This is a genomic window from Ochrobactrum sp. MYb379 (assembly GCF_037479515.1).
Classification (GTDB): domain Bacteria; phylum Pseudomonadota; class Alphaproteobacteria; order Rhizobiales; family Rhizobiaceae; genus Brucella.
On sequence record NZ_JBBGYW010000003.1, the window covers coordinates 539,618 to 559,601 of the forward strand.

The window sequence follows — 19,984 nt, forward strand, 5'->3', positions numbered from 1 at the left end:
AAGAGCCAATTATGCCAGAACATCGCAGCAAACTTCTCTCATCCAAATCCTTTGAACTTCGCCATTTGCGTTATTTCTGTGCGCTTGTAGAGGAGAAAAACTTCGAACGGGCGGCTGCAAAACTTGGCATCGCCCAACCGGGCTTGAGCCAACAGATCATGGCGCTGGAAACAATTCTCGGTGCGCCACTTCTTGATCGCTCGCGCCGCGCTGTTCAGCTCACACAATCGGGCGAAGTGCTTTACCGTGAGGCTGTTAAAATCCTGATGCAGGTCGATGCGACCATGATTGCGGTTAACCGTGCCGGGCGTGGTGAAATTGGTCAGATCTCCATTGGCTATGTCGCGTCAGCCGCCTATTCAGGCATTGTTTTCGAGACCATTCGCAAATTTAAAGAGGAGTATCCTGACGTCTCCGTCAATCTGGTGGAGATGGAACTGCGGATGCAGTTAACACGCATTTCCGAAGGGCTTCTCGATATGGGCTTCGTGCGCTGGCCCGCGCCACTTCTGCCGGGCCTCACAAGCCTCGTGGTGAGAAAAGAGCCCCTTATTGCAGTTCTCAGCGAAACGCATCCGCTGGCGCATCAGGCTACTATTCAGCTTCAATCGCTCAAGGATGAAATCTTCATTACCCCGCGTCAGCCTGCCGATATTGGGTTTCATGGCACAACGATTGACGCGTGCCACAGCGCTGGATTTGACCCCAACATTAGTGCACAAGCACTTGATTTTACCGAAATTGCCAGTCGCGTGTCGATAAGTATGGGCGTCGCTCTGGCCCCCAAATCCTTAAATGCAGTAGGTTTGCCCGGCATTCGATATATCGATGTAACAGGAGTTCCAACCACATCAGACGTGGCCCTCGCATTTCGCAAAAACGAGGCGTCTCAATCAGTTAAAAGATTTATAGCAATGTGTAGACAGATAGAATTATGAGCAGAAAGCAAATGGAACCATTATCTTGCTTCGTAGAATGCTATTTCTGACTGGCTTCATATCTCTCGTGCCCAAATCAAAAGCAGTAATGTCAATAGACTCTACACTTCATCGGTATGACAGCGCTCAAGAATCTTAAGTGCAGTGCGCATATGTGGCTTATCAATCATTTGGCCATCGATGCGAATAACGCCCGCGTCGGGATTTTCTTGAAACGCACTTACGACTTTATGTGCCCAAATCACTTCCTCAACTTTGGACGAAAAAGCATCATTCACAACAGCAATGTGATTTGGATGAATAATCGCCTTGCCGGCGAAACCATCGCGACGGGCTTGAACAGCTTCGGTCTCTATACGCTGGATATCTTCAATATCAGTACAGACTGCATCTATTGCATCGACCCCAGCCGCAGCAGCACCTGCCAGACATAGATTTCGAGCCATCAAAAATGGCGCCGAATAGCTTGTCCCACTTCGGTTTTCGATTGCCCCCAATGACGCCGCAAGGTCTTCCGCTCCCCACATCATCCCGCAAAGACGATCACTTGAACCCGTGAATGATGCCATCTGAAATAGCACCTGAGCGGTTTCCGTAACGATTGCAATTATTTTGGTTATTCCCAAACTCAGATTGTATGAGACTTCAAAAGCATCCAACCAATTCGATAGCAAGGTAACATCGCGCCCGCAGCCTGCCTTTGGTAATATGATACCGTCCGGTCGAAATGGCATAGCAGCAGCGAGATCATAAATACTCTGATTTGTATCGAGAGCGTTGATCCGTACAAAAAATTTCTGTTTGCCACGCGGGGCTTGCAACATAGTTGCGAGACTCAATCTGGCACTTTCCTTAGCAGTATGGGCAACAGAATCCTCAAGATCCAGAATAAGAGTATCGGCCGCACTATGTCGTGCTTTTTCAAATTTCCGCAAACTATCGGCTGGAACAAAAAGATAAGAACGCATCAGGCAACCTGTCGTCTTTGCATCATTGCCATACGTCGGCAGATCGCGACAATATCACCGTGTTGATTGACGCAAGTATGCTCGAACTCGACCAGTCCGGCATCCGCACGAGATTTACTTTCACGGAGAGAAACAATCTTTGTTCGACTGCGCAATGTATCCCCATGGAATACAGGCTTCGGAAATCGCACATCCGACATACCAAGATTACCTATGGTAGTACCCAATGTGGTATCTTGAACACTCATACCTACCATTATTGCCAATGTATAAAGACTATTGAACAGAGGCTTACCCCACTCTGTTTGCGCTGCGAAATGCGCATCAATATGTAATGGCTGGGGGTTTAAAGTCATCAGACTAAAACTGATATTGTCCGCTTCAGTGACGGTCCGGCTTAATTCATGCCTGAATTCTCGACCGATCACGAAGTCCTCATAATATAAACCCGCCATTCAGCGCTCCTCTCTCGGCAGCCTAATCTTTATTACATTCAGTTGGTTTGCAGTTCTGAGCCCGGTAGCGCTGCAAGCAACCGCCGTGTGTAATCATGTCGTGGTGATTGAAAGACCTGCTTCGCAGTTCCCGTTTCGACGACCTGCCCTTTGCTCATAACAGCAATGTAGTTGCAGATATTCGAAGCAACCCTCAGGTCGTGCGTTATGAAAAACATCGAAAAGCCCAACTCTCGCTGCAAAGACTGCAAGAGTTCCAGCACCTGCGCCTGAACCGTAACATCAAGTGCTGATACGGCTTCATCGGCCACAATAACGTCCGGCTCCAATGCAAGGGCGCGAGCAATGCAAATACGTTGTCGTTGGCCACCGGAAAACTCATGGGGAAAGCGTTCCATGGCTGAAGGCAACAATCCGACATGCTCTAAAAGATCGCGAGCACGATGAACTGCGTCACCCTTCGACTTACCGTGGCGAACAGGACCTTCGGTTAAGGACTGTCCGATCGTTCGGCGCGGATTAAGCGAGCTATAGGGATCTTGGAAGATCATCTGGATACGATGACGTACTCTTGTCAGGGTCGCCGTATCGATTGCCAGCATATCCCTCCCTTTGAAGAATATACTGCCACTATCGGGTTGTTCAAAACCCAGGACAGCTTTCGCAAAAGTGCTCTTCCCCGAGCCTGATTCACCAACGATGCCGAGTGTTTCCCCTCGAGAAACAGATAAACTTACACCATCCAGTGCAGTCACTTCCTGCTTTTTGCGAAGCCAGCCCTTTTGGCGATAAGTCAATCGCAAGTCACTAGCCTGTAGTACGACCGATGAGTTAGCATCACTAGGAGGCAAATACTGAAAACGAGGCACAGCGGCGATTAACTCACGCGTATAGGGATGTTGTGGATTGCCTATGATTTGATCCGGCAAACCACTTTCGACAGTTTTCCCCTGCTTCATAACTGTGACATGATCGGCGACATCTGCAACCACACCAAAATCATGAGTAATCATGAGAATTCCACTGTCATGCTTTTGCAGCAACTCGCGGAATAATAACAAAATCTGCGCCTGCGTTGTAACGTCAAGCGCTGTAGTGGGTTCATCCGCAATAATTAATGCAGGCTCCATAGCGAGCGCCATGGCGATGGTCACCCGCTGACGTTGCCCACCGGAAATCTGATGCGGATAGCGTTTATACATTTCTTCCGGATCAGGCAGATGGACGTCCGCCATTAGCTCTATCACTCTCTTGCGAATATCTACCGAACTCATGGAAGGTCGGTGAAGCTGCAAGACTTCGGCAATCTGATCTCCGAGGCGCATCACCGGGTTAAGTGCAGTCAACGGCTCCTGAAAAATCATAGCCATTCGATTGCCACGTAAGCTGTTCATTCGGCTGACACTCGCATTGGTGATGTCTTCACCATCAAGCCGCACGCTTCCTTGAACCACACGCAACGCATCAGGCAAAAGCCCCATAACGACAGACGCTGTAACCGATTTTCCCGATCCCGATTCCCCTACAACGCAAGTAATTTCCCTGCGCTTCACCGTTAAAGACACATTATCCACGGCATAGGCACGATCGAGTCCACCAGGAAGTGCAACGCTTAGGTTCTCAACCTCTAGTATGGCACTATTGCTACCCGCTTTGAGCGTCATGACTGAATCCTTGTCGTACGTGCCAATCTTGGGTCAAGGCGATCCCGCAGGCTGTCACCAAGTAAATTGACAGACATAACGGTGATAGCCAGCATGAGACCCGGAGCAATAATCGTCCACGGCGCGCGTAAAAAAACCGTTCGACCATCGGCAACAATATTACCCCATGTTGGTGTACCTTGCGGAAAACCAACGCCCAAAAACCCAAGTATAGCTTCGGACAAAATGGCAGACGCAAAGATATAGGTGGTCTGCACGATCAAGGGTGCTACACAACTTGGTAGTATATGGCGTATAAGAACGAGAGGTGTGCGTATCGACATACCAACAGCGGCCTTGACATACGGCTCCTCTCTGACGCTCAGTACGACGCTTCGCACCAAACGAACAACACGCGGAATTTCACTAAATGCTAGTGCGCCGACAATAGTTAGAAGACTTGGACCTAGCAATGATACAACAGCGACTGCAAACAGAATGTTCGGAATAGCCATTATTGCGTCCATCAAACGCATAATCAGTCCGTCGATCCGTCGGAAATATCCAGTAACAAGCCCAATAACGGTCCCTAGAAGACCACCAGAAAAAGCTGTCAGCAACCCCACCAATAATGATAGCTTTGCACCATAGAGAGACAATGCAAATACATCTCTCCCCATCGCATCTGTTCCAAACCACGCGATTTCTGAAGGTGGTTTCAATCGCATACGCGGACGCACCATTGTTAAATCCGCCGGGATGAACCAATGGGCTGCAAGAGAGGCTAAAATTATAATTGCAAGTATCAAGCAACAGGCTATCGGCAGCATATTATTAGCTACGAAATTACGCCATTGTAACTTGGGCGAATGTAAAGAGATCGTCTCAGAAGCCACTGACCTACCCTCAATACTGAATTCTTGGATCAACAACGATGTAAGCTATGTCAATTAGTAAATTTACTACAACATAGATCAATGCAAAGAAAAGCATGAGTCCCTGAACAACGGGATAGTCGCGTGCGAGTATTGCATCAATTGTAAGGCGTCCAATACCCGGAATATTGAAAACACTTTCCGTCACAACAACACCCGAAATTAACATGGCAATACCTAAGCCAATCACAGTGATGATCGGGATTGCAGCATTCGGCAGCGCATGCCGCCAAAGCATTCGAAATGCTGGATTGCCTTTTGCTTTTGCGGTGCGGACAAAGTCCTGATTGAGAACATCCAGCAGGCTTGATCGCGTAACGCGAGCAATAAGTGCTATAAAAACAAGAGCGAGCGTTAGCGAAGGCAGGATCAAGTGCCTTATAGCCCCACCTAAATCAACCAGGGGGCTAACATAGCCCTGCACGGGCAAAAGCCCGGATTTGACGGAAAAAAACAGCATTAAAAGATACGCAACAACGAATGCTGGTATTGAAAAGCCAAGCACAGAAAGAGTCATTACAGCGCGGTCCACCCATGTGTTATGCCGCCACGCAGCAAGTGCTCCCAACGGCACTGCAACAACTACAGTGAGAACGATGGCAGACAACGCCAGTATAAGAGTGGGTGCCAACCTATCTGCAATCAATGTTGTAACTGGCATACGAGACAGGATTGATTGCCCGAAATCACCTTGCAAAATGCCAGCAATCCACGTCAGAAACTGAATAGCTAAAGGTTGATCCAGCCCCATTTGCGAGCGCAAAGCTGCAACCGCTTCAGGTGTCGCCGTATCTCCGGCCATGATTGTGGCCGGATCACCAGGACTTAAACGAAGCAATAAGAAGACGATCAATGCTACGAACAACATAACTGGTATAGCAGAGACCGTACGAAGAATAAGTAGCCTTAGCATTAGCTTTTGCCCACTCCCCAGAGAATGGCGACAGGAGAGCTCACGTAATTTGCAAATTCAGGCCGGATTGCCGTGTACTGGTCATATGTTCCAAGCGGGATATAGAACACCTGCTCATAGGCGCGTTTCTGCATTTCAGCAGCAATCTCTTTTTGTTTTTCCGGATCGGATTCCTGCTGATAGCGCGTTTTAAGCGTTTCCGTCTCGGGATCCACGATAAACCCAGTGTAGCCATCCTTACCCCGGGCATCGAAATTCATATTGCCTAATGGAGATATCAGATCAATACCATCAAAGACGGCGTGAGCGAGGTTCCAACCGCCGTCACTGACAGGCCCTGAATTGGCACGCCGGGTTAGAAAAGCGCTCCATTCCATGGTTTGGATCTCACTTTGAATACCAATCGAGCTCAACAACTGTTGGGTCATCGGCGCAAGAGCTGAAAACGAGGCAAGATCGCCGGGTGTGATAATGACAACCTTCTCGCCGTTATAACTCGACTCCTCAACGAGCTTCTTCGCACGTTCGATGTCCGGTATACCACTATCAATGAACCCCGCATCGGTTTCCAGTGGGGTATTACACCCAAAAAGAGCTGGACATATTCTATAGGCGTCAGGGTCACCCACCACAACATCCAGATAGTCTTGCTGTGTTGCTACTGCTTGCACGGCCTGTCGTAATTTGATGTCATTAAAGGGAGGTTGCGCCCAATTAAAACGAATAGTTGAGATCGTTGGACTGCCCTTTGGCTGAAGCAAAATATCGCTTCCCGTAAAATTGATACGATGATCCGGATTAATGGATTCCATAATATCAAGTTCACCACTCTGAAGAGCACTCATTGCCGTGTCTGGGCTTGGAAACCAGATCGCTTCGATCCGGTCAACATTGGGCACCTTTCCACCTGCAAGACCATCAGCGGGTTCGGTACGCGGAACATATTTCTCGTTTTTAACATAAGTCCAGCCGACACCGGGACGAAACTCTTCCTGCACAAAACGAAATGGCCCAGAGCCCACTACTTCTTCCAGCACAGTCGTTGGGGGAAGATCAGCAATGCGCTTGGGCATAATGAAAAGAGGTATTGACGACGGGCGAGCAAAGGCTTCAAGCATGATACCAAATGGTTCTTTGAGAACTATGCGAAAGCTTTTATCGTCCGTCGCTGTGATCTCTTTTGTTGCCGCCTGCAAGCGGACACCAATTACATCTTTTTGCCACCAGCGTTTAATAGAAGCGATTACATCTGCTGATGTTACCTTCGCGCCATCATGAAACTCCAGTCCATCTCTCAATGTAAAGTCCCAAGTCAAACCGTCATCTGATATCGTCCAATGATCAACCATTTGGGGCTGAGGCGTATATTTGGAATCCATGCTGAACAGATTATCGTAGACTAGGAATGCATGGTTACGCGTGACATATGCGCTCGTAGTAACAGGATCAAGAACCCGCAGGGCCGCGTGTGGCGCAAAACGTAGGACACTCTGGGATGCTGCCAAAACCGGACGAGTGGCCGCGAATAGAATAGCGCCTCCAGCAAAAAAAAGTGCCTCACGACGATTCAATTTCATATCACCTTCTCCTCTGAAGATCGTTTTTTATTTTTATCTATCGTTTCTTTATCAGTAGACTTTGCCCCGCCGGGGATCGGGCCAGAAAGAGGTATTGGCTCTGGCGGGTCCACCACCTGCTGCCATTGGCACCCCATCAGCGCGCCAGCAAGACGCCCCAATCATGGTTCCATTGGATAGGAATTGGATTGCCCCCATTCCACCAGCGACGTGAGCGACCGGCAGGACGCGATGCCCTCTCGCAGATAATCCCTCGCGCACTTCATTCGAAAAGCCGTTTTCAACTTCGACTTCCTGACCCCATGTGAAAACACGGGGCGCTTCTACGGCCTCCTGCAACGACATGCCATGATCGATCAGATTTATGACAGCCTGCATTGCGGAAGCAGGAATACGATGAGCACCGGGCAAGCCCAACGCGAATTCAAGCTTTCCATCTTTTTTGCCGATTAAAGCTGTTATCCCGCTGGTAATGCGTTTACCCGGAGCAAGGGAAAGTGCTTTCCCCGGATGAGGGTCGAACAAATACATATAATTATTAGGAATAATCCCGGTGCCGGGGATGACCACGCGCGCACCAAACAGACTGTTAATGGTCTGTGTTGATGTTACTACATTTCCCTCTCCATCAGCAATTGTAACATGCGTTGTATTTGCTGACTCAATAGTGAGAATTTTCGCTTTTTGCGCACGCGCATGGTCTGGATCGAAGTCATCTGCCCGCTCCCGAGCATATTCCTTGGACGTCAGTCGTTCCAAAGGCACATCCACGAACGCTGGATCTGCGGTCACTGCTAGACGATCAGCTGCAGCAATCTTCATTGCCTCGATCAGTCGATGCAAGGTTTCAGACGTCCCAAATCCACCTTCGGAAACATCGTTAGATTCCAGAAGATTAAGAACCTGAACAGTCTGCACACCACCCGAACACGGCGGCGGCGGACCGAAAATATCAAAACCACGGTAAGTTCCATGAACAGCTTCACGACGAACGACCGCGTACTGTGCTATATCCCTCTCAGTGACCCAGGTTCCAGAGGCCGACAAAAATTGACGCATATGTTCGGCGAGTTCACCCTGAAACAATGCATCTGGCCCGTCGGTTGCGATGGCCCGAAGCGTACGTGCGTAATCCTTCTGAATGAGGCGTTCGCCTGCTTTCAGCGGGACACCATTAGGAAGGAAAATCGCAGCGATTGCGCTATCAAGTGCAAGATCTGGCGCAATTTCTTCTATGCAGGTTGCAAGATAAGGTGAGAGGATAAAGCCCTCTTCAGCGTAACGAATGGCTGGGCCTATAAGCTGTGTAAGTGGCAACCTACCGAAATTGGAAGCCATCTCACACCATGCCTTAAGGTTGCCAGGCACAGCAATTGCTTTCGGGCCAACGCGGTTCTGGCGACCTTTTGTCTCCATATAATCCGGCCAGCTGTCAGAGATGGGTACATAACTATCAGCTCGGGTTTGAGCCGGAGCAGTAGCGAGGCCGTCGAAAACATCTATCGCGCCATCCGCGTGATGAACCACAGCGGCCCCACCACCAAATATGCCAACCATCATTGGTTCAACCACGGTCAACGTAAATAGCGAGGATACAGTAGCATCAAAAGCGTTACCGCCCGCGGCGAGCATTTCCATTGCCGCAGCCGAGGCCAAAGGATGGTTGGTAACCGCCACCCCTATGGTACCGGAGACTGAACCCTTTTCACATTTAAAAATTGATCCCGCCCGCTTTGTCCAGTCTGCCAACGTAATGCCTTCCAACTTCGCGAAAATGAGCGATAACGCCTTGTGATAAGCCGATTTTCAACCAATTTCGCCGTGATCCCGTTTATGGTTGTGACGTAATCATAGCTTCGTCATAGCAGCATTAAATGCCAGCCGACCCTTCATCACAATACGTTGCCAGAGCGAATTTCATAACTAATACTTATCAGTTGAGAGGGTTAATCTCATCAATCATTCGCACGCGACTGAAAGTAGCGACGCGCAACGGAAACAAAAGTTCGCACGATTGGAGAATGATCGCTACGTCGGAATGCAACAGCAAGTTCGGCACGTGTGCCAACATCTTTTATTGGTCTATAAACAACAGACGGCAGCTGAACACACTGAATTGACTGCGGCACCACTGCAACACCAAGTCCCACCGAAACCATACTGGCAATAGTTGTGAAATCTCGCCCTTTGAGCCCAAACTCTGGCTCAAATCCAGCAGCCTGACAAGCCAAAGTTGTGTAGTAATTGAAGCTGACTTGTGATGGGTGGTCCGGAATAATGAACTTTTCGGTTTTCAGATCATTGAGAGCGACTTCAGTCCGCTCTGCAAGCAAATGATCGGCTGGCAAAGCAATCATTAAGTCTTCATGCAAGATAGGAATGGATGCAATACTTGTCGGCAAAGGAGCAGGCGGACGAATAAACCCCACATCCATGCGCCCGTCTCCGATCGCATCAACTTGACGCAACATCTCCAATTCAGAGATTTCCAGCTCGACAGAAGGATGTGTTTTGCGGAACTCTCCAATCACACGTGTTAGCATGCCAGTGTAGGCCGCCGAGCCAACATACCCAACAACTAGCCGTCCAACCTCACCGCGAGCAGCACGCTTTGCTGTCTGGGTCGCAACCTCAAACTGGGCAAGAATTTTTCTGGTATCATCAAAAAATAATTCACCCGCGAGCGTAAATCGTAATTTTCGGCGTGACCTGTCAAAAAGTCGAACTTCAAGCAGCTCCTCAAGAATCTTGATTTGCTGGCTTAATCCCGGCTGCGCGACGTTTAATCGATCGGCGGCACGAGCAAAGCTCATCTCTTCCGCAATAGCTAAGAAGTAGCGCAAATGCCGTAATTCTATATTACCTGCGCCTCTGCGTCGTACATTATCCACGTGCTGCTCGCTGTCATTATTACAAACAGTTTGCAGTTTAAGCGAGCGCTGGTTCATTGCAATACTACATCATAACTCAAGCAACGGTCATATGACCTGATACTCCGATTACACCGTCGGCTGAAAGGGCTTCAATTTCGGTATCAGAGTAGCCAATTTCACTTAAAACCGAATGTGTATGTTGGCCCAAAATGGGTGCCGGAGACGAATGTTGTGGTTGTGTGCGGCTCCAAGTCGAGGGCACACGCATTGTTTTAACCGCACCTTCCACTGGATGCTCCTGATGTTCGAAGAAGCCAATTGCTTTGAGATGCGGATCATCCATGATAGTCGAAAGAGAATGAAGCGGCGTGTTCGGAATATCCGCTGTATTCAACAATTCATGCCATTGGGCCGTTGAGCGCAGTGGAAAAATCCGACGCAACAAATGATTGATCTCGTCGACATGCTTCTGCCGACCAGAGAAGCTCTCAAAGCGTGGGTCGATAAAAGCTTCCTCGTTTTGCACCAAAACCTTGAACCGTTGCCAATGCTGATCAGTATATAGTACGACACCTATATACCCGTCGGAGGTTGGGAATGGCTTTCTGCTGCTCGATAGTAAGCGCTGATATCCACCTTGATCCAGAGGTGGATCAAAAGAAAGCCCGCCCATATGATCACCAAGCACAAAGCTCACCATAGTCTCGAACATTGGTACGTCTATGCGCTGACCTTCACCCGTTTGATCACGATGCCTCAAGCCTGCAAGAATGGCGGTCGCCGCATGAAGACCAACAATTCGGTCTGCTATGTTAATTGGAACATATGATGGCGCATCACCTGATGCCTGCGCCAACAGCATAGGTATGCCGCTGGCAGCCTGAATAAGATCATCATAGGCTGGTCGATCTGCATAGGGCCCGTCTTGGCCAAACCCAAAAGCACCGACGTAGAGCAATCCCGGATTCTGCGCGGCGATATCTTCGTAACCAAGGCCGAGCCGTTGCATAGCCTTTGGACGAATATTGTAGAACAGCACATCACATGTTTTGGCAATCTTTAGCAGCGTATCACGTCCAAGTTTTGTTTTTAGGTCAATGGCGACACTACGCTTGCCAATGTTAGAGTGCATAAATATGCCACCCATGCTGCCGCCACGGGAAGCACCGGCACTGCGCAAAATATCGCCACCAATAGGTTCAATTTTGACAACATCAGCTCCCATATCGCTAAGAATGGTAGTAGCATAAGGCCCCATTAACACAGACGTCATGTCAAGGATACGAATTCCATCAAGAGGACGCATCTGTTTATCTCCAATTACTGGCTTATTTGGGAGGTAAGCACCGGTGGATCATAAGCTTGAATTGGCGGCAGAACGCCATCAAACCGCTCCACCTCAACAACGGTCACTTGCCCACAGCACCCCTGGGCCAACTTTGATGTACCGACATCTCGTGTTACGAGATTAGGGTTTCCGTGCCTGCATTCCCACGTGGTGGCCAAAGGATCAATCGGATCAAACCATGCACCAGTTGATAGATTAACCACACCTGGCATGACACCATCTGCAACCACAACACCAGCCAGACATGCACCCCTTTCATTGAATATCCGAATAATGTCGCCATCACGAATGTTACGTGCTTTTGCATCACTCGGGTTCATTCGGGCGGGCTCCCGCCCCCGAATTTTGGACGACTGGCTATAAGCACCGAAATCGAGTTGACTATGCAGTCGAGTGGCCGGCTGATTAGCAATTAAAGTTAACGGATATCGCTGATCGGGCACTTCATCAGGAGAAAGCCAAACGGGGTGACCTGGACAATCATCATAGTTGAAACTAGCAATTTTCTCAGAATAGAGTTCAATTTTACCGCTCACAGTTGGCAATGGTTTTGTGACGGGATTGTTTCTAAAAGCTCTGAGAAGTCCTCCGTCATCCGGAGCAGAAGGCAGAGCGATTTCGCCGCGCTCCCAAAATGTAGCAAAGTCTGGGGCGTCATAACCATATTCTTCTAATGCTCGACGGGTGGGCTCATAAAGATATTCCATCCATTGCTTGGCATTTCGCCCTTCAGTAAATAGATCAGCGCTTCCCATGAGCTGAGAAAGAGCTGAAAAAATATCGTAATCATCCCGTGCATGACCCGCGGCAGGAGCAAGCTTGCGCATTGCAATCAAGCGGGGATCAGTTGCAGCTGCTGCAATATCTTCTCGCTCCAGCGTCATTGTTGCGGGCAAAACGATGTCTGCAGAGCGCGCCATTGGCGTCCAGGCATTTTCCTGTACGATAATGGTTTCGGGCACGGCGAAAGCATGCCTTAATCTATTGAGATCCTGATGATGGTGAAAAGGATTTCCACCTGCCCAGTATATAACGCGAATTTCCGGATAAGTCATTTCGCGGCCGTTATACTGATACTTACCTCCAGGGTTGAAAAGCATGTCACAGATACGTGCGACGGGGATAAAATTTTCCACACCGTTCTTGCCCTGTGAAAGAGTTGGAATGGGCACGGCGTTTACACGCCGGCCCGTATGCCCCATTGCACCCAGCGCATAGTTATATCCCCCACCAGGCAAGCCTATTTGTCCCGTCATGGCGGCAAGGGCCAGACCGGCCCAGACCGGCTGCTCTCCAAAACGCGCGCGCTGCAAAGCGTGAGCAACAGTCACTAATGACCGCTTTTGCGACATCTCTCTCGCTAACTCAGAAATAGTCTCTAACGCAACACCCGATATATTTGCAGCCCATTGCGCCGTCTTTGGTTGTTGGTCGTCGCAACCTTCGAGATATCTCGCAAAAACATCAAAACCATTGCAGTGACTTTGCAAAAAATCTTGATCATGCAATCCATTTACCAGCATAGTATGACAGAGGCCCAACATAACGGCGACATCTGTCCCGGGCTTTATTGGATGCCAAGTAGCCCCAGCTTCAGGTGGAAAATCATCCCGCAACGGGCTGAAAAGGTGGAAGCGGCATCCACGTGCTGCGGCCTTTTCCATGGATCCACGTTCTATATGTGTTGTGATACCACCACTTGCAATATTGGAGTTTTTAAGAGCCATCCCTCCGAAAGCGAGTACGATATCCGTATGCTCCTCTACTTGTTCCCACGTTACGTTTCGCCGCGATAATTCCTCAAACGGCCCCATAACATGCGGAAGAATAACGGATGATGCGCCCGCACTATAACTATTGACCGAACGTACATAGCCGCCAATAGCCACATTCAAAAAGCGGTGAACCTGGCTTTGGACATGGTGAAATCGACCTGCACTAGACCAACCATAGGAACCACCGAAAACTTTGTCCGCACCGTACTGATCACGAACGTCAGCGAGTGTTTGGGCAACAAGCGGAAGAACCTCATCCCAATCCATCTCAACAAATGTATCACTGAGATTTCGAATTCCCGAGCGCGCGCCGCTTTCCAACCAACTTTTTCTGACTGCTGGTTTAAGAACACGGGCTTTGTGCCGCAAAACATTCGTAAGATTTCCCAGAATCGGTGAAGGCTCTGGGTCAGCGGGATGAGGAAGAATATTGAGGTGCTTACCATCCCATTTTGCTGTGAATGAGCCCCAATGCGCCGAGTGCGTCTTATGATCGGACATGTAGCGGCTTCCTCATCATGCTGAAAACTTAATCTGGCGTACGTCGAAACACTGCTATTCTGGCGCCGACAAAGACAGCCTTCCAGTATGCATTGAGCATGAATTCGATAATCATCGCTTATTGGTCGCAAGCCTCAACTTGAAAGCTAAATCCTTCACCGCTTTGCTGGGAGCTTAAATCTCACCCTAATTACTCAATAAAGAACATACTGAAATAATTGTTTATCATCGTAGCAAACAACAAACTTTTATGTCTACTAAACTTCGCCTTCCTGACGCACTGTAATCGAATTTTCATCTGCCTGCTCAGCATCAATAGACCCTTGAATCAATTCTTCAGTGACGCGAAGTTCGGCACCAACCGGTGAGAATGGCGTGGCCGGAGCAAAGGGTGCAGCTGGTATAGATTCCGGACGAACACCTCGACGCCAAATGAAAAACAACGCCATTAAAGCATTGAGCACGCACATAGACCAGAAAAGGCCTGCCGCGCCAAATTCAGACATGACAGGAGAAATAATGAGTGGGCTAACCATAGACCCAAGTGAATTGATCAACAACAACCCTTGAATCATACGAACAAGCGAATCCGCAGAAGTACTATCAGCAGAAAAGCTGACCGCGACTGGATAGATGGCAAATATCCCACCTCCGAGAAGAAAGAACACATAAATTAATAAAGGTGACGACGACGGCATGGCAATAATAAGAGCGGAAAGGATAAAGCACGCTATGCTGAGCGTAATCAACACAATCCGGCGGTCTTGCCGATCAGACCAACGGCCCACCGGATACTGCAACAACATCGCACCAAGAATAACGCTGGCCATCATTTTTCCAACGTCACTAACATTGAGGCCAATGCGCTGCAGATAAAGTGGCAACAGTGAATAAACTGCAGCAATCGCAATACCGGAGCCAAAGCAACCGATCACGCCACTCGGCGTCATCCGCAAAAGCTGAATCGGCTTGATAGGTTCAGCACGATCTACAACTGGCGTAACTTTCGGAAGAACAACTATAGGAAGAACAGATAAGGACGCCAACATCCCTGCCACCATAAAAGGCGCAACATCTCCCATAGCATTAATGCTACCAAGAAATGCTTGTCCTATCATACCCGATCCGTACAATGCGATCATATAGAGTGCCAGAATGCGTCCGCGGATCTTTTCATCAGAGGCTAAAAGCAACCAACTCTCGATGACAAGAAAGACTCCAATCGCGGCCCAGCCATACAAGAAACGCAAAACAAACCAAAACCAAATATCAAAATACATGCCCTGCAACAAAACGCTGACAGCAATTAGCGAAGCAAAGCTGCTATAGGCACGGATGTGGCCAATGCGTACGATAAGGCGATCATGGAACAAAGCACCAATCGTAAGACCAATAAAATAAGCGGATGAAACAACGCCAATCATAATAGGAGAGGCACCGGCCGCATCCAGCCGCAAGGTCGTCAGTGACGAAATAAAGCCATTTCCAATACTGACAACAAATAAACCAAGTAATGGCGCCAACAACATGGCCAGCAATTGCGGAGACATTGCAACCTCAATAAAGCGAAAAACAAGCCCTTTGATTACAGAAACAATGCATTCTCTGGCTCTGTTACCCAAAACACTTGATTCTCGTGCCAGCTTATAAACCAGAAATTACGCCATGCAAGGCCGTGAGTTAAATATAAATACAAGCATGTTTACAATCTATGGGGCTTTAAATGTGCCCGATAGCAACCATCCCTAATGACCAGCATGAATTTGGCAAGGATGGCACTAATGTCTACGTTCAGTAAGCTTATTGCCTTGCCCGATCGTAATACCCAGCGCAAATAATAGCACAGTCAAGGGCACACTCGCGCAACGCCATCCAACTGCGTGATGCCGAGCGGCTTTTTCTTATAATGATGCGTTACGCATAGAGCACATCAAGCGTGCAGGTACCACTTAGTATCACCACTACTGGAATATTGATCTTATCTAACTACGAGAACCCCGGACGCCTAAGGCCGTCCGAGGCTTCTGTTCGCTGTTCTCAATCAGGTGCTACCACTTCACTTTGAAGCCGACATTGCCTTTGATTGCGTAGCTGTCACCAAAGTTGTTGAGGCTGGTGTTGACGAGGCCCTCGCCATAGATCGAATATTTATCGTCGTTCCAGTTGTACGAACCGCCAAGACCCAGTCCACCCCACACCCGATCATTGCGGCTCGTGAAGCTGCTTTCCGCAACATTCACACGCGTGCCCTGCAGAAACTCGTAATAGAGATTAGCAATCCCGTACACCCGTGTCCGATCCAGCATGCCATTGGCATTCTGCCATGAGTTCTCATGATCAACCGTCAGACCAAGACGACCCTGCAAGCTTTCTCCACGATCAAGGCTGACATCTGCATCAAATGCATCCGTGAATGCATCAAAATCAACATTGGAATACGTCAACTGTGCCTGTGGTGTCAGTGACCATGCTTCATTGATGGCAAAACGCTGCCCGCCTTCAAGTGATAAAGCATAGCCAAAGCCATGATTGTTATCGGTGAGGCCTGTATTGGCAGTCGTCGAATGAAGATCACTGCGATACCACGTCACCTGACCCTGACCATCAAGGTAAAAGCCATTCTCGCCATACCAGGTGAGCGTTCCGCCAAGACCATAGCCGTCTGTGCTGATATCACCATCGCCGTGGGCTGAATTGGTTTTCGTCTTGCCATGGGCATAATGCACCGTGAAGCCGCCAATCAGCTTGCCGTTTTCGGTCTCCGTCAGCATGCCATCAATACCAGCCTGCATTTTGAAGACATTCTGGTTGTAATTGGTATCAGATGTCGAAAAGCGCGGTTCCATATGGTTATGCGAACCTTCAATGCGGCCCCAGACGCCATTGCCATTGCCATTGATTGCAGCACCCGCTTCATCAGGGGCTGCATAAGGCGAGCCAACCGCATCAGCACCCTGTGCAACCACACGATTGCCATTGCCCGACCAGACACGGTTACCGGTACGCTGCTGCAAGGTTGCAACACCATTCAAGCCAAGCAGAGCCTGCGGATAGGCTTCATAAACCGGAACTCCAGCCTGATAGAGCGGTTCTTCAGATTCACCCGGGATGAACTGCGAACGGAGATACCAATCCCCATCGTCAGGATCAGATACAGATCCATGAACTAGCGCATATGCATATTCACCACCAACAACCACTTGTTGACCAGATGTCGTTTCGTAATCCCCGATCAGGCTGAAAATACCTTCCGATGCACCACTAACCTCGATGATCTTAATGCCCTCAACCGTAAGATCACCATCGCCATCAAGATTATTCACGATGACGCTGGTCAATCCCTTTGTGTCACCAACAACAATAAGTCTATCTGTGGCAGAGTTATCATCCTCCAATATTGCATTGAAATGGATATAACCGCCGTCGCCATTATAGTCGCTTTGTACAGTGAGTGTTCTGAAGCTAACGTCCGCGTTCGAAAATATTATATTGCCGTTGTTTTCCAAAGAATTGACAGCAGAACTACCTGTGACGAACCACCTACTTGTATCATCCAGCGAGAGTGAATTTAATATAAGCGTACCATTATCCCGCGCGGCGCCTGACCAAACAGAGTTTTGGGCGAGCGCAAAATTAGCGAAACCGCTGCCGATGTCGACATCACCCGATAACTCAGACGACGTAACATCAACCTCTGCAATCCCCATGGCATACTCACCATAAAGACCACTTGAAAAGAGTAATGCATTTGAACCTGACCCTGCAACAAGCTTTGAATCAGAGATAGTGACTATGGTTTTGGCACTACCTAAGATTCTGAGAACGGCGGCATCCTCAACGTTGATTTCGGTCCTCGTGAGATTCACCACATTATTGTCAGCTCGACCTGCACGGTTCTCATCTTGAAAGCCTATGCTGTCGCCAGTGGATTCATAATCACGCTCAACAGGTTCATCATCAACGACGGCCAATGGCTGGTTCAAAACATCAAGGCTATTACCGAGTGAGTTAAGTGTTATAATATCCGAAATATTATAACCCGCTGTATAGATGCCAGCCGCATTGGTGCCAGTTGTTTCAATCAGCGCGTCGGATATATTGATTTCAGTGCCCAACATAGCCGCTACGCCATGGCCACCAAGTCCAGTTGTCCTGATTGTGCTGTTTCCCGTCAGGTCGATACGACCTGTTGCCTGACTGTAAACACCAACACCGCTTTCACCAGACGTAGCGATAGAAACTCCAGCCGCTCGAATGTCGGAACTTGACGTCGCAACCAGACCATATGCTTGACGGCCACTTGTAGTAATTTTCGCCCCCTGAACGGCAACGTGTGAAGGTACAAAACTTGAAGAACCACCATTACTTGACCCTATGCCGTGTGACCCGGCACCGTAAGTCATAATACTTCCGCCTTCAATGAAAGACCGTGTATTAATGTTATCAATTCCGGTCGCATTATTACCATGTGTAATGATAGTAACATCTTTTACACGAAGGCGTTCAATATCTGAGTTCGTGTAATCCATGACAGCATTGATGCCAATGCTATTTGCCGTCCACGTTTCTATGTGCCCGTTGTTCAGTGTCAAAAAGTTTTTGTTCTCGGCATATACGCCGAAAAGATGAGTTTTGCTCGACGGTGCACTTACACCCTCATCCCAACCGGTTGAAATATTAAAACTCTCTGCAAAAGCAGTGGAGTCACTGACAACAACACCGCGTCCGCTGACAGTCTTAATTATGCTATCAGATAAATTCAGTGTCGCATTGAGGCTGCCGAAAGTGCCTCGCGAAATAACGCCGACAGAACTGGCACCAACTGTTCTAATAGTAAGATTGCGTAGAGAAATATTGCTATTATTCTGACCGTAAACTGCGGAACCGTCTTTATCTGTAGCTGCGACAAGAGCAGGGCGACCTTCTTGTCCTGTGATACTAACTGTTGCACCAACACCCGCCTGAACAGTGTACTTTCCACTCTCTAAATTCAGATCAGAAGAATCAATCGTAAGGGTAGAGCTTTTGATGTTTATTGCTGGATTACTATCCGATGAAATATTGATTATCTGCCCAGAAATTTCTTGTGACCCGCTATTCAATATAATTGGCTGGGTAATTTCTTGAGCGACAGCTCCTCCCGATCCAACAAAGATGATAAGAGAGGAAATCAGCAACGTTTTTTTGTGATTTCTCACAAGGTTGCATGCACCTTTTATATTAACGACCATCAAATGACCCCCACGTCAGACATATGATGATCAAGAAATACGTTTATTTGATATAATGCAAATAAAATATAACGTTAAAAAATATCAAATTACTAAATTCGTTGGCCACTTTACTGTATTCTTTATAAATAGACAATATTACAATACTACCATTAATTGCTTTAAAAACAGAGAAGATCACAATAACAGATATCTCTGTTAAACATCCTCCAGCTATGCATACATAGCTCATACAACATATCAATAATAGCTTTCAAACGGCGGCATAGTATTGAAAGCTATAACTGAATAACATATCCAATTGCAACCAAACAGCGAATTATCGCTGCGCAATATCAAGATTTGCTCAAGGCATACAGTTGAATTTGGTAAATTCTATCAGCTCGCTTTTATTTATGCTGAAACCTGAAGCCTTAATGGTCAGCGTTCCAATCATCGTGTCATTGCACAACATGATAGATGTTGGCTTCTTTCCAGGTAACGTCATATCGCAGATAGCGCCAAAGCTTTCATTCCGCTCCTGATTCCGTATGCCGACCATTAACTCGCACGTTAACTTGGCAGAGATACCCAAATAAGCGAGATCTTTCTCGAAACTACTGGCTTGCACGGAAATTTGTTGTGTATTGCTAATATCGCGCACTTGCAAAGGGTCAGCAGCCACTGGCGCCATTGAGAATGCAATGGCAGATACACAGATACTAACCAACCGTAAATACATAATATTACTCCTCACTATTATCTCGAATAATTAAGTGCCTTTTACTAAACATTCCGGTTTTTTTGTCAATTTTAAATAACTCATGTCGTTCAGCAAACGATCAAAG

The 19,984-nt window shown here is 48.1% G+C and carries 14 protein-coding genes; 1 reads left to right on the plus strand and 13 read right to left on the minus strand.

Annotated features, from left to right (window positions below):
• Positions 1–11: 11 nt before the first annotated feature.
• A complete protein-coding gene (locus tag WH356_RS09765) occupies positions 12–938 on the plus strand; it encodes a LysR family transcriptional regulator (RefSeq protein ID WP_339510243.1) in 927 nt (308 codons plus the stop codon).
• 101 nt (positions 939–1,039) lie between these two features.
• Here the strand turns inward: WH356_RS09765 and WH356_RS09770 are convergent, their stop codons facing one another.
• The 13 genes from WH356_RS09770 to WH356_RS09830 form a co-directional block, all read right to left on the minus strand.
• Positions 1,040–1,906 carry an HpcH/HpaI aldolase/citrate lyase family protein gene (locus WH356_RS09770; RefSeq protein WP_339510245.1) on the minus strand — a complete coding sequence of 289 codons (867 nt, stop codon included), beginning with the start codon at positions 1,904–1,906 and terminating at the stop codon, positions 1,040–1,042.
• Positions 1,906–2,361, minus strand: coding sequence for a MaoC family dehydratase (locus WH356_RS09775; RefSeq protein WP_339510247.1), 456 nt, complete (start codon positions 2,359–2,361; stop codon positions 1,906–1,908). Before WH356_RS09775 ends, WH356_RS09770 begins: the two co-directional genes overlap by 1 nt.
• Before the next feature lie 38 nt (positions 2,362–2,399).
• Positions 2,400–4,025 (minus strand): ABC transporter ATP-binding protein, encoded by a 1,626-nt coding sequence (locus WH356_RS09780; RefSeq protein ID WP_339510248.1) that lies wholly within the window; start codon positions 4,023–4,025, stop codon positions 2,400–2,402.
• Positions 4,022–4,747 (minus strand): ABC transporter permease, encoded by a 726-nt coding sequence (locus tag WH356_RS09785; RefSeq protein ID WP_339510250.1) that lies wholly within the window; start codon positions 4,745–4,747, stop codon positions 4,022–4,024. The genes WH356_RS09780 and WH356_RS09785 overlap by 4 nt, the downstream gene beginning before the upstream one ends.
• A 163-nt stretch (positions 4,748–4,910) precedes the next feature.
• Positions 4,911–5,852, minus strand: a complete 942-nt coding sequence (locus WH356_RS09790; protein WP_339510252.1) for an ABC transporter permease — start codon at positions 5,850–5,852, stop codon at positions 4,911–4,913.
• Positions 5,852–7,429: an ABC transporter substrate-binding protein gene (locus WH356_RS09795; protein ID WP_339510254.1), complete on the minus strand. Its 1,578-nt coding sequence runs from the start codon at positions 7,427–7,429 to the stop codon at positions 5,852–5,854. The genes WH356_RS09790 and WH356_RS09795 overlap by 1 nt, the downstream gene beginning before the upstream one ends.
• Before the next feature lie 51 nt (positions 7,430–7,480).
• Positions 7,481–9,178: a gamma-glutamyltransferase gene (gene ggt, locus WH356_RS09800; protein ID WP_339510256.1), complete on the minus strand. Its 1,698-nt coding sequence runs from the start codon at positions 9,176–9,178 to the stop codon at positions 7,481–7,483.
• 206 nt (positions 9,179–9,384) lie between these two features.
• On the minus strand, positions 9,385–10,377 hold the full coding sequence (locus tag WH356_RS09805; protein WP_339510258.1) for a LysR family transcriptional regulator: 993 nt from the start codon (positions 10,375–10,377) through the stop codon (positions 9,385–9,387).
• A 19-nt stretch (positions 10,378–10,396) separates the two neighbouring features.
• A complete protein-coding gene (locus WH356_RS09810) occupies positions 10,397–11,608 on the minus strand; it encodes a CaiB/BaiF CoA transferase family protein (RefSeq protein WP_339510260.1) in 1,212 nt (403 codons plus the stop codon).
• A gap of 14 nt (positions 11,609–11,622) precedes the next feature.
• The gene (locus tag WH356_RS09815; RefSeq protein WP_339510262.1) at positions 11,623–13,926 is read right to left on the minus strand and encodes a molybdopterin-dependent oxidoreductase; all 2,304 of its coding nucleotides are present in this window, start codon (positions 13,924–13,926) and stop codon (positions 11,623–11,625) included.
• Positions 13,927–14,183: 257 nt separating this feature from the next.
• Complete coding sequence (locus tag WH356_RS09820) at positions 14,184–15,476, minus strand: MFS transporter (protein WP_339510264.1); 1,293 nt, start codon at positions 15,474–15,476, stop codon at positions 14,184–14,186.
• 498 nt (positions 15,477–15,974) lie between these two features.
• On the minus strand, positions 15,975–18,329 hold the full coding sequence (locus WH356_RS09825) for an autotransporter family protein (protein ID WP_339510266.1): 2,355 nt from the start codon (positions 18,327–18,329) through the stop codon (positions 15,975–15,977).
• A 1,174-nt stretch (positions 18,330–19,503) separates the two neighbouring features.
• Entirely contained in the window at positions 19,504–19,878 is a 375-nt protein-coding gene (locus WH356_RS09830) for a hypothetical protein (RefSeq protein WP_339510268.1), read from the minus strand.
• Positions 19,879–19,984 lie beyond the last annotated feature (106 nt).

Excerpts from the sequence above, each read along its gene's own strand:
- WH356_RS09805 (WP_339510258.1), bottom strand. The coding sequence starts at position 10,377 with ATGAACCAGCGCTCGCTTAAACTGCAAACTGTTTGTAATAATGACAGC.
- WH356_RS09815 (WP_339510262.1), bottom strand. The coding sequence starts at position 13,926 with ATGTCCGATCATAAGACGCACTCGGCGCATTGGGGCTCATTCACAGCA.
- WH356_RS09810 (WP_339510260.1), bottom strand. The coding sequence starts at position 11,608 with ATGCGTCCTCTTGATGGAATTCGTATCCTTGACATGACGTCTGTGTTA.
- WH356_RS09780 (WP_339510248.1), bottom strand. The coding sequence starts at position 4,025 with ATGACGCTCAAAGCGGGTAGCAATAGTGCCATACTAGAGGTTGAGAAC.
- WH356_RS09795 (WP_339510254.1), bottom strand. The coding sequence starts at position 7,429 with ATGAAATTGAATCGTCGTGAGGCACTTTTTTTTGCTGGAGGCGCTATT.
- WH356_RS09765 (WP_339510243.1), top strand. The coding sequence starts at position 12 with ATGCCAGAACATCGCAGCAAACTTCTCTCATCCAAATCCTTTGAACTT.
- WH356_RS09830 (WP_339510268.1), bottom strand. The coding sequence starts at position 19,878 with ATGTATTTACGGTTGGTTAGTATCTGTGTATCTGCCATTGCATTCTCA.
- WH356_RS09785 (WP_339510250.1), bottom strand. The coding sequence starts at position 4,747 with ATGGTGCGTCCGCGTATGCGATTGAAACCACCTTCAGAAATCGCGTGG.
- WH356_RS09825 (WP_339510266.1), bottom strand. The coding sequence starts at position 18,329 with ATGACTTACGGTGCCGGGTCACACGGCATAGGGTCAAGTAATGGTGGT.
- WH356_RS09775 (WP_339510247.1), bottom strand. The coding sequence starts at position 2,361 with ATGGCGGGTTTATATTATGAGGACTTCGTGATCGGTCGAGAATTCAGG.
- WH356_RS09820 (WP_339510264.1), bottom strand. The coding sequence starts at position 15,476 with ATGTCTCCGCAATTGCTGGCCATGTTGTTGGCGCCATTACTTGGTTTA.
- WH356_RS09770 (WP_339510245.1), bottom strand. The coding sequence starts at position 1,906 with ATGCGTTCTTATCTTTTTGTTCCAGCCGATAGTTTGCGGAAATTTGAA.
- WH356_RS09790 (WP_339510252.1), bottom strand. The coding sequence starts at position 5,852 with ATGCTAAGGCTACTTATTCTTCGTACGGTCTCTGCTATACCAGTTATG.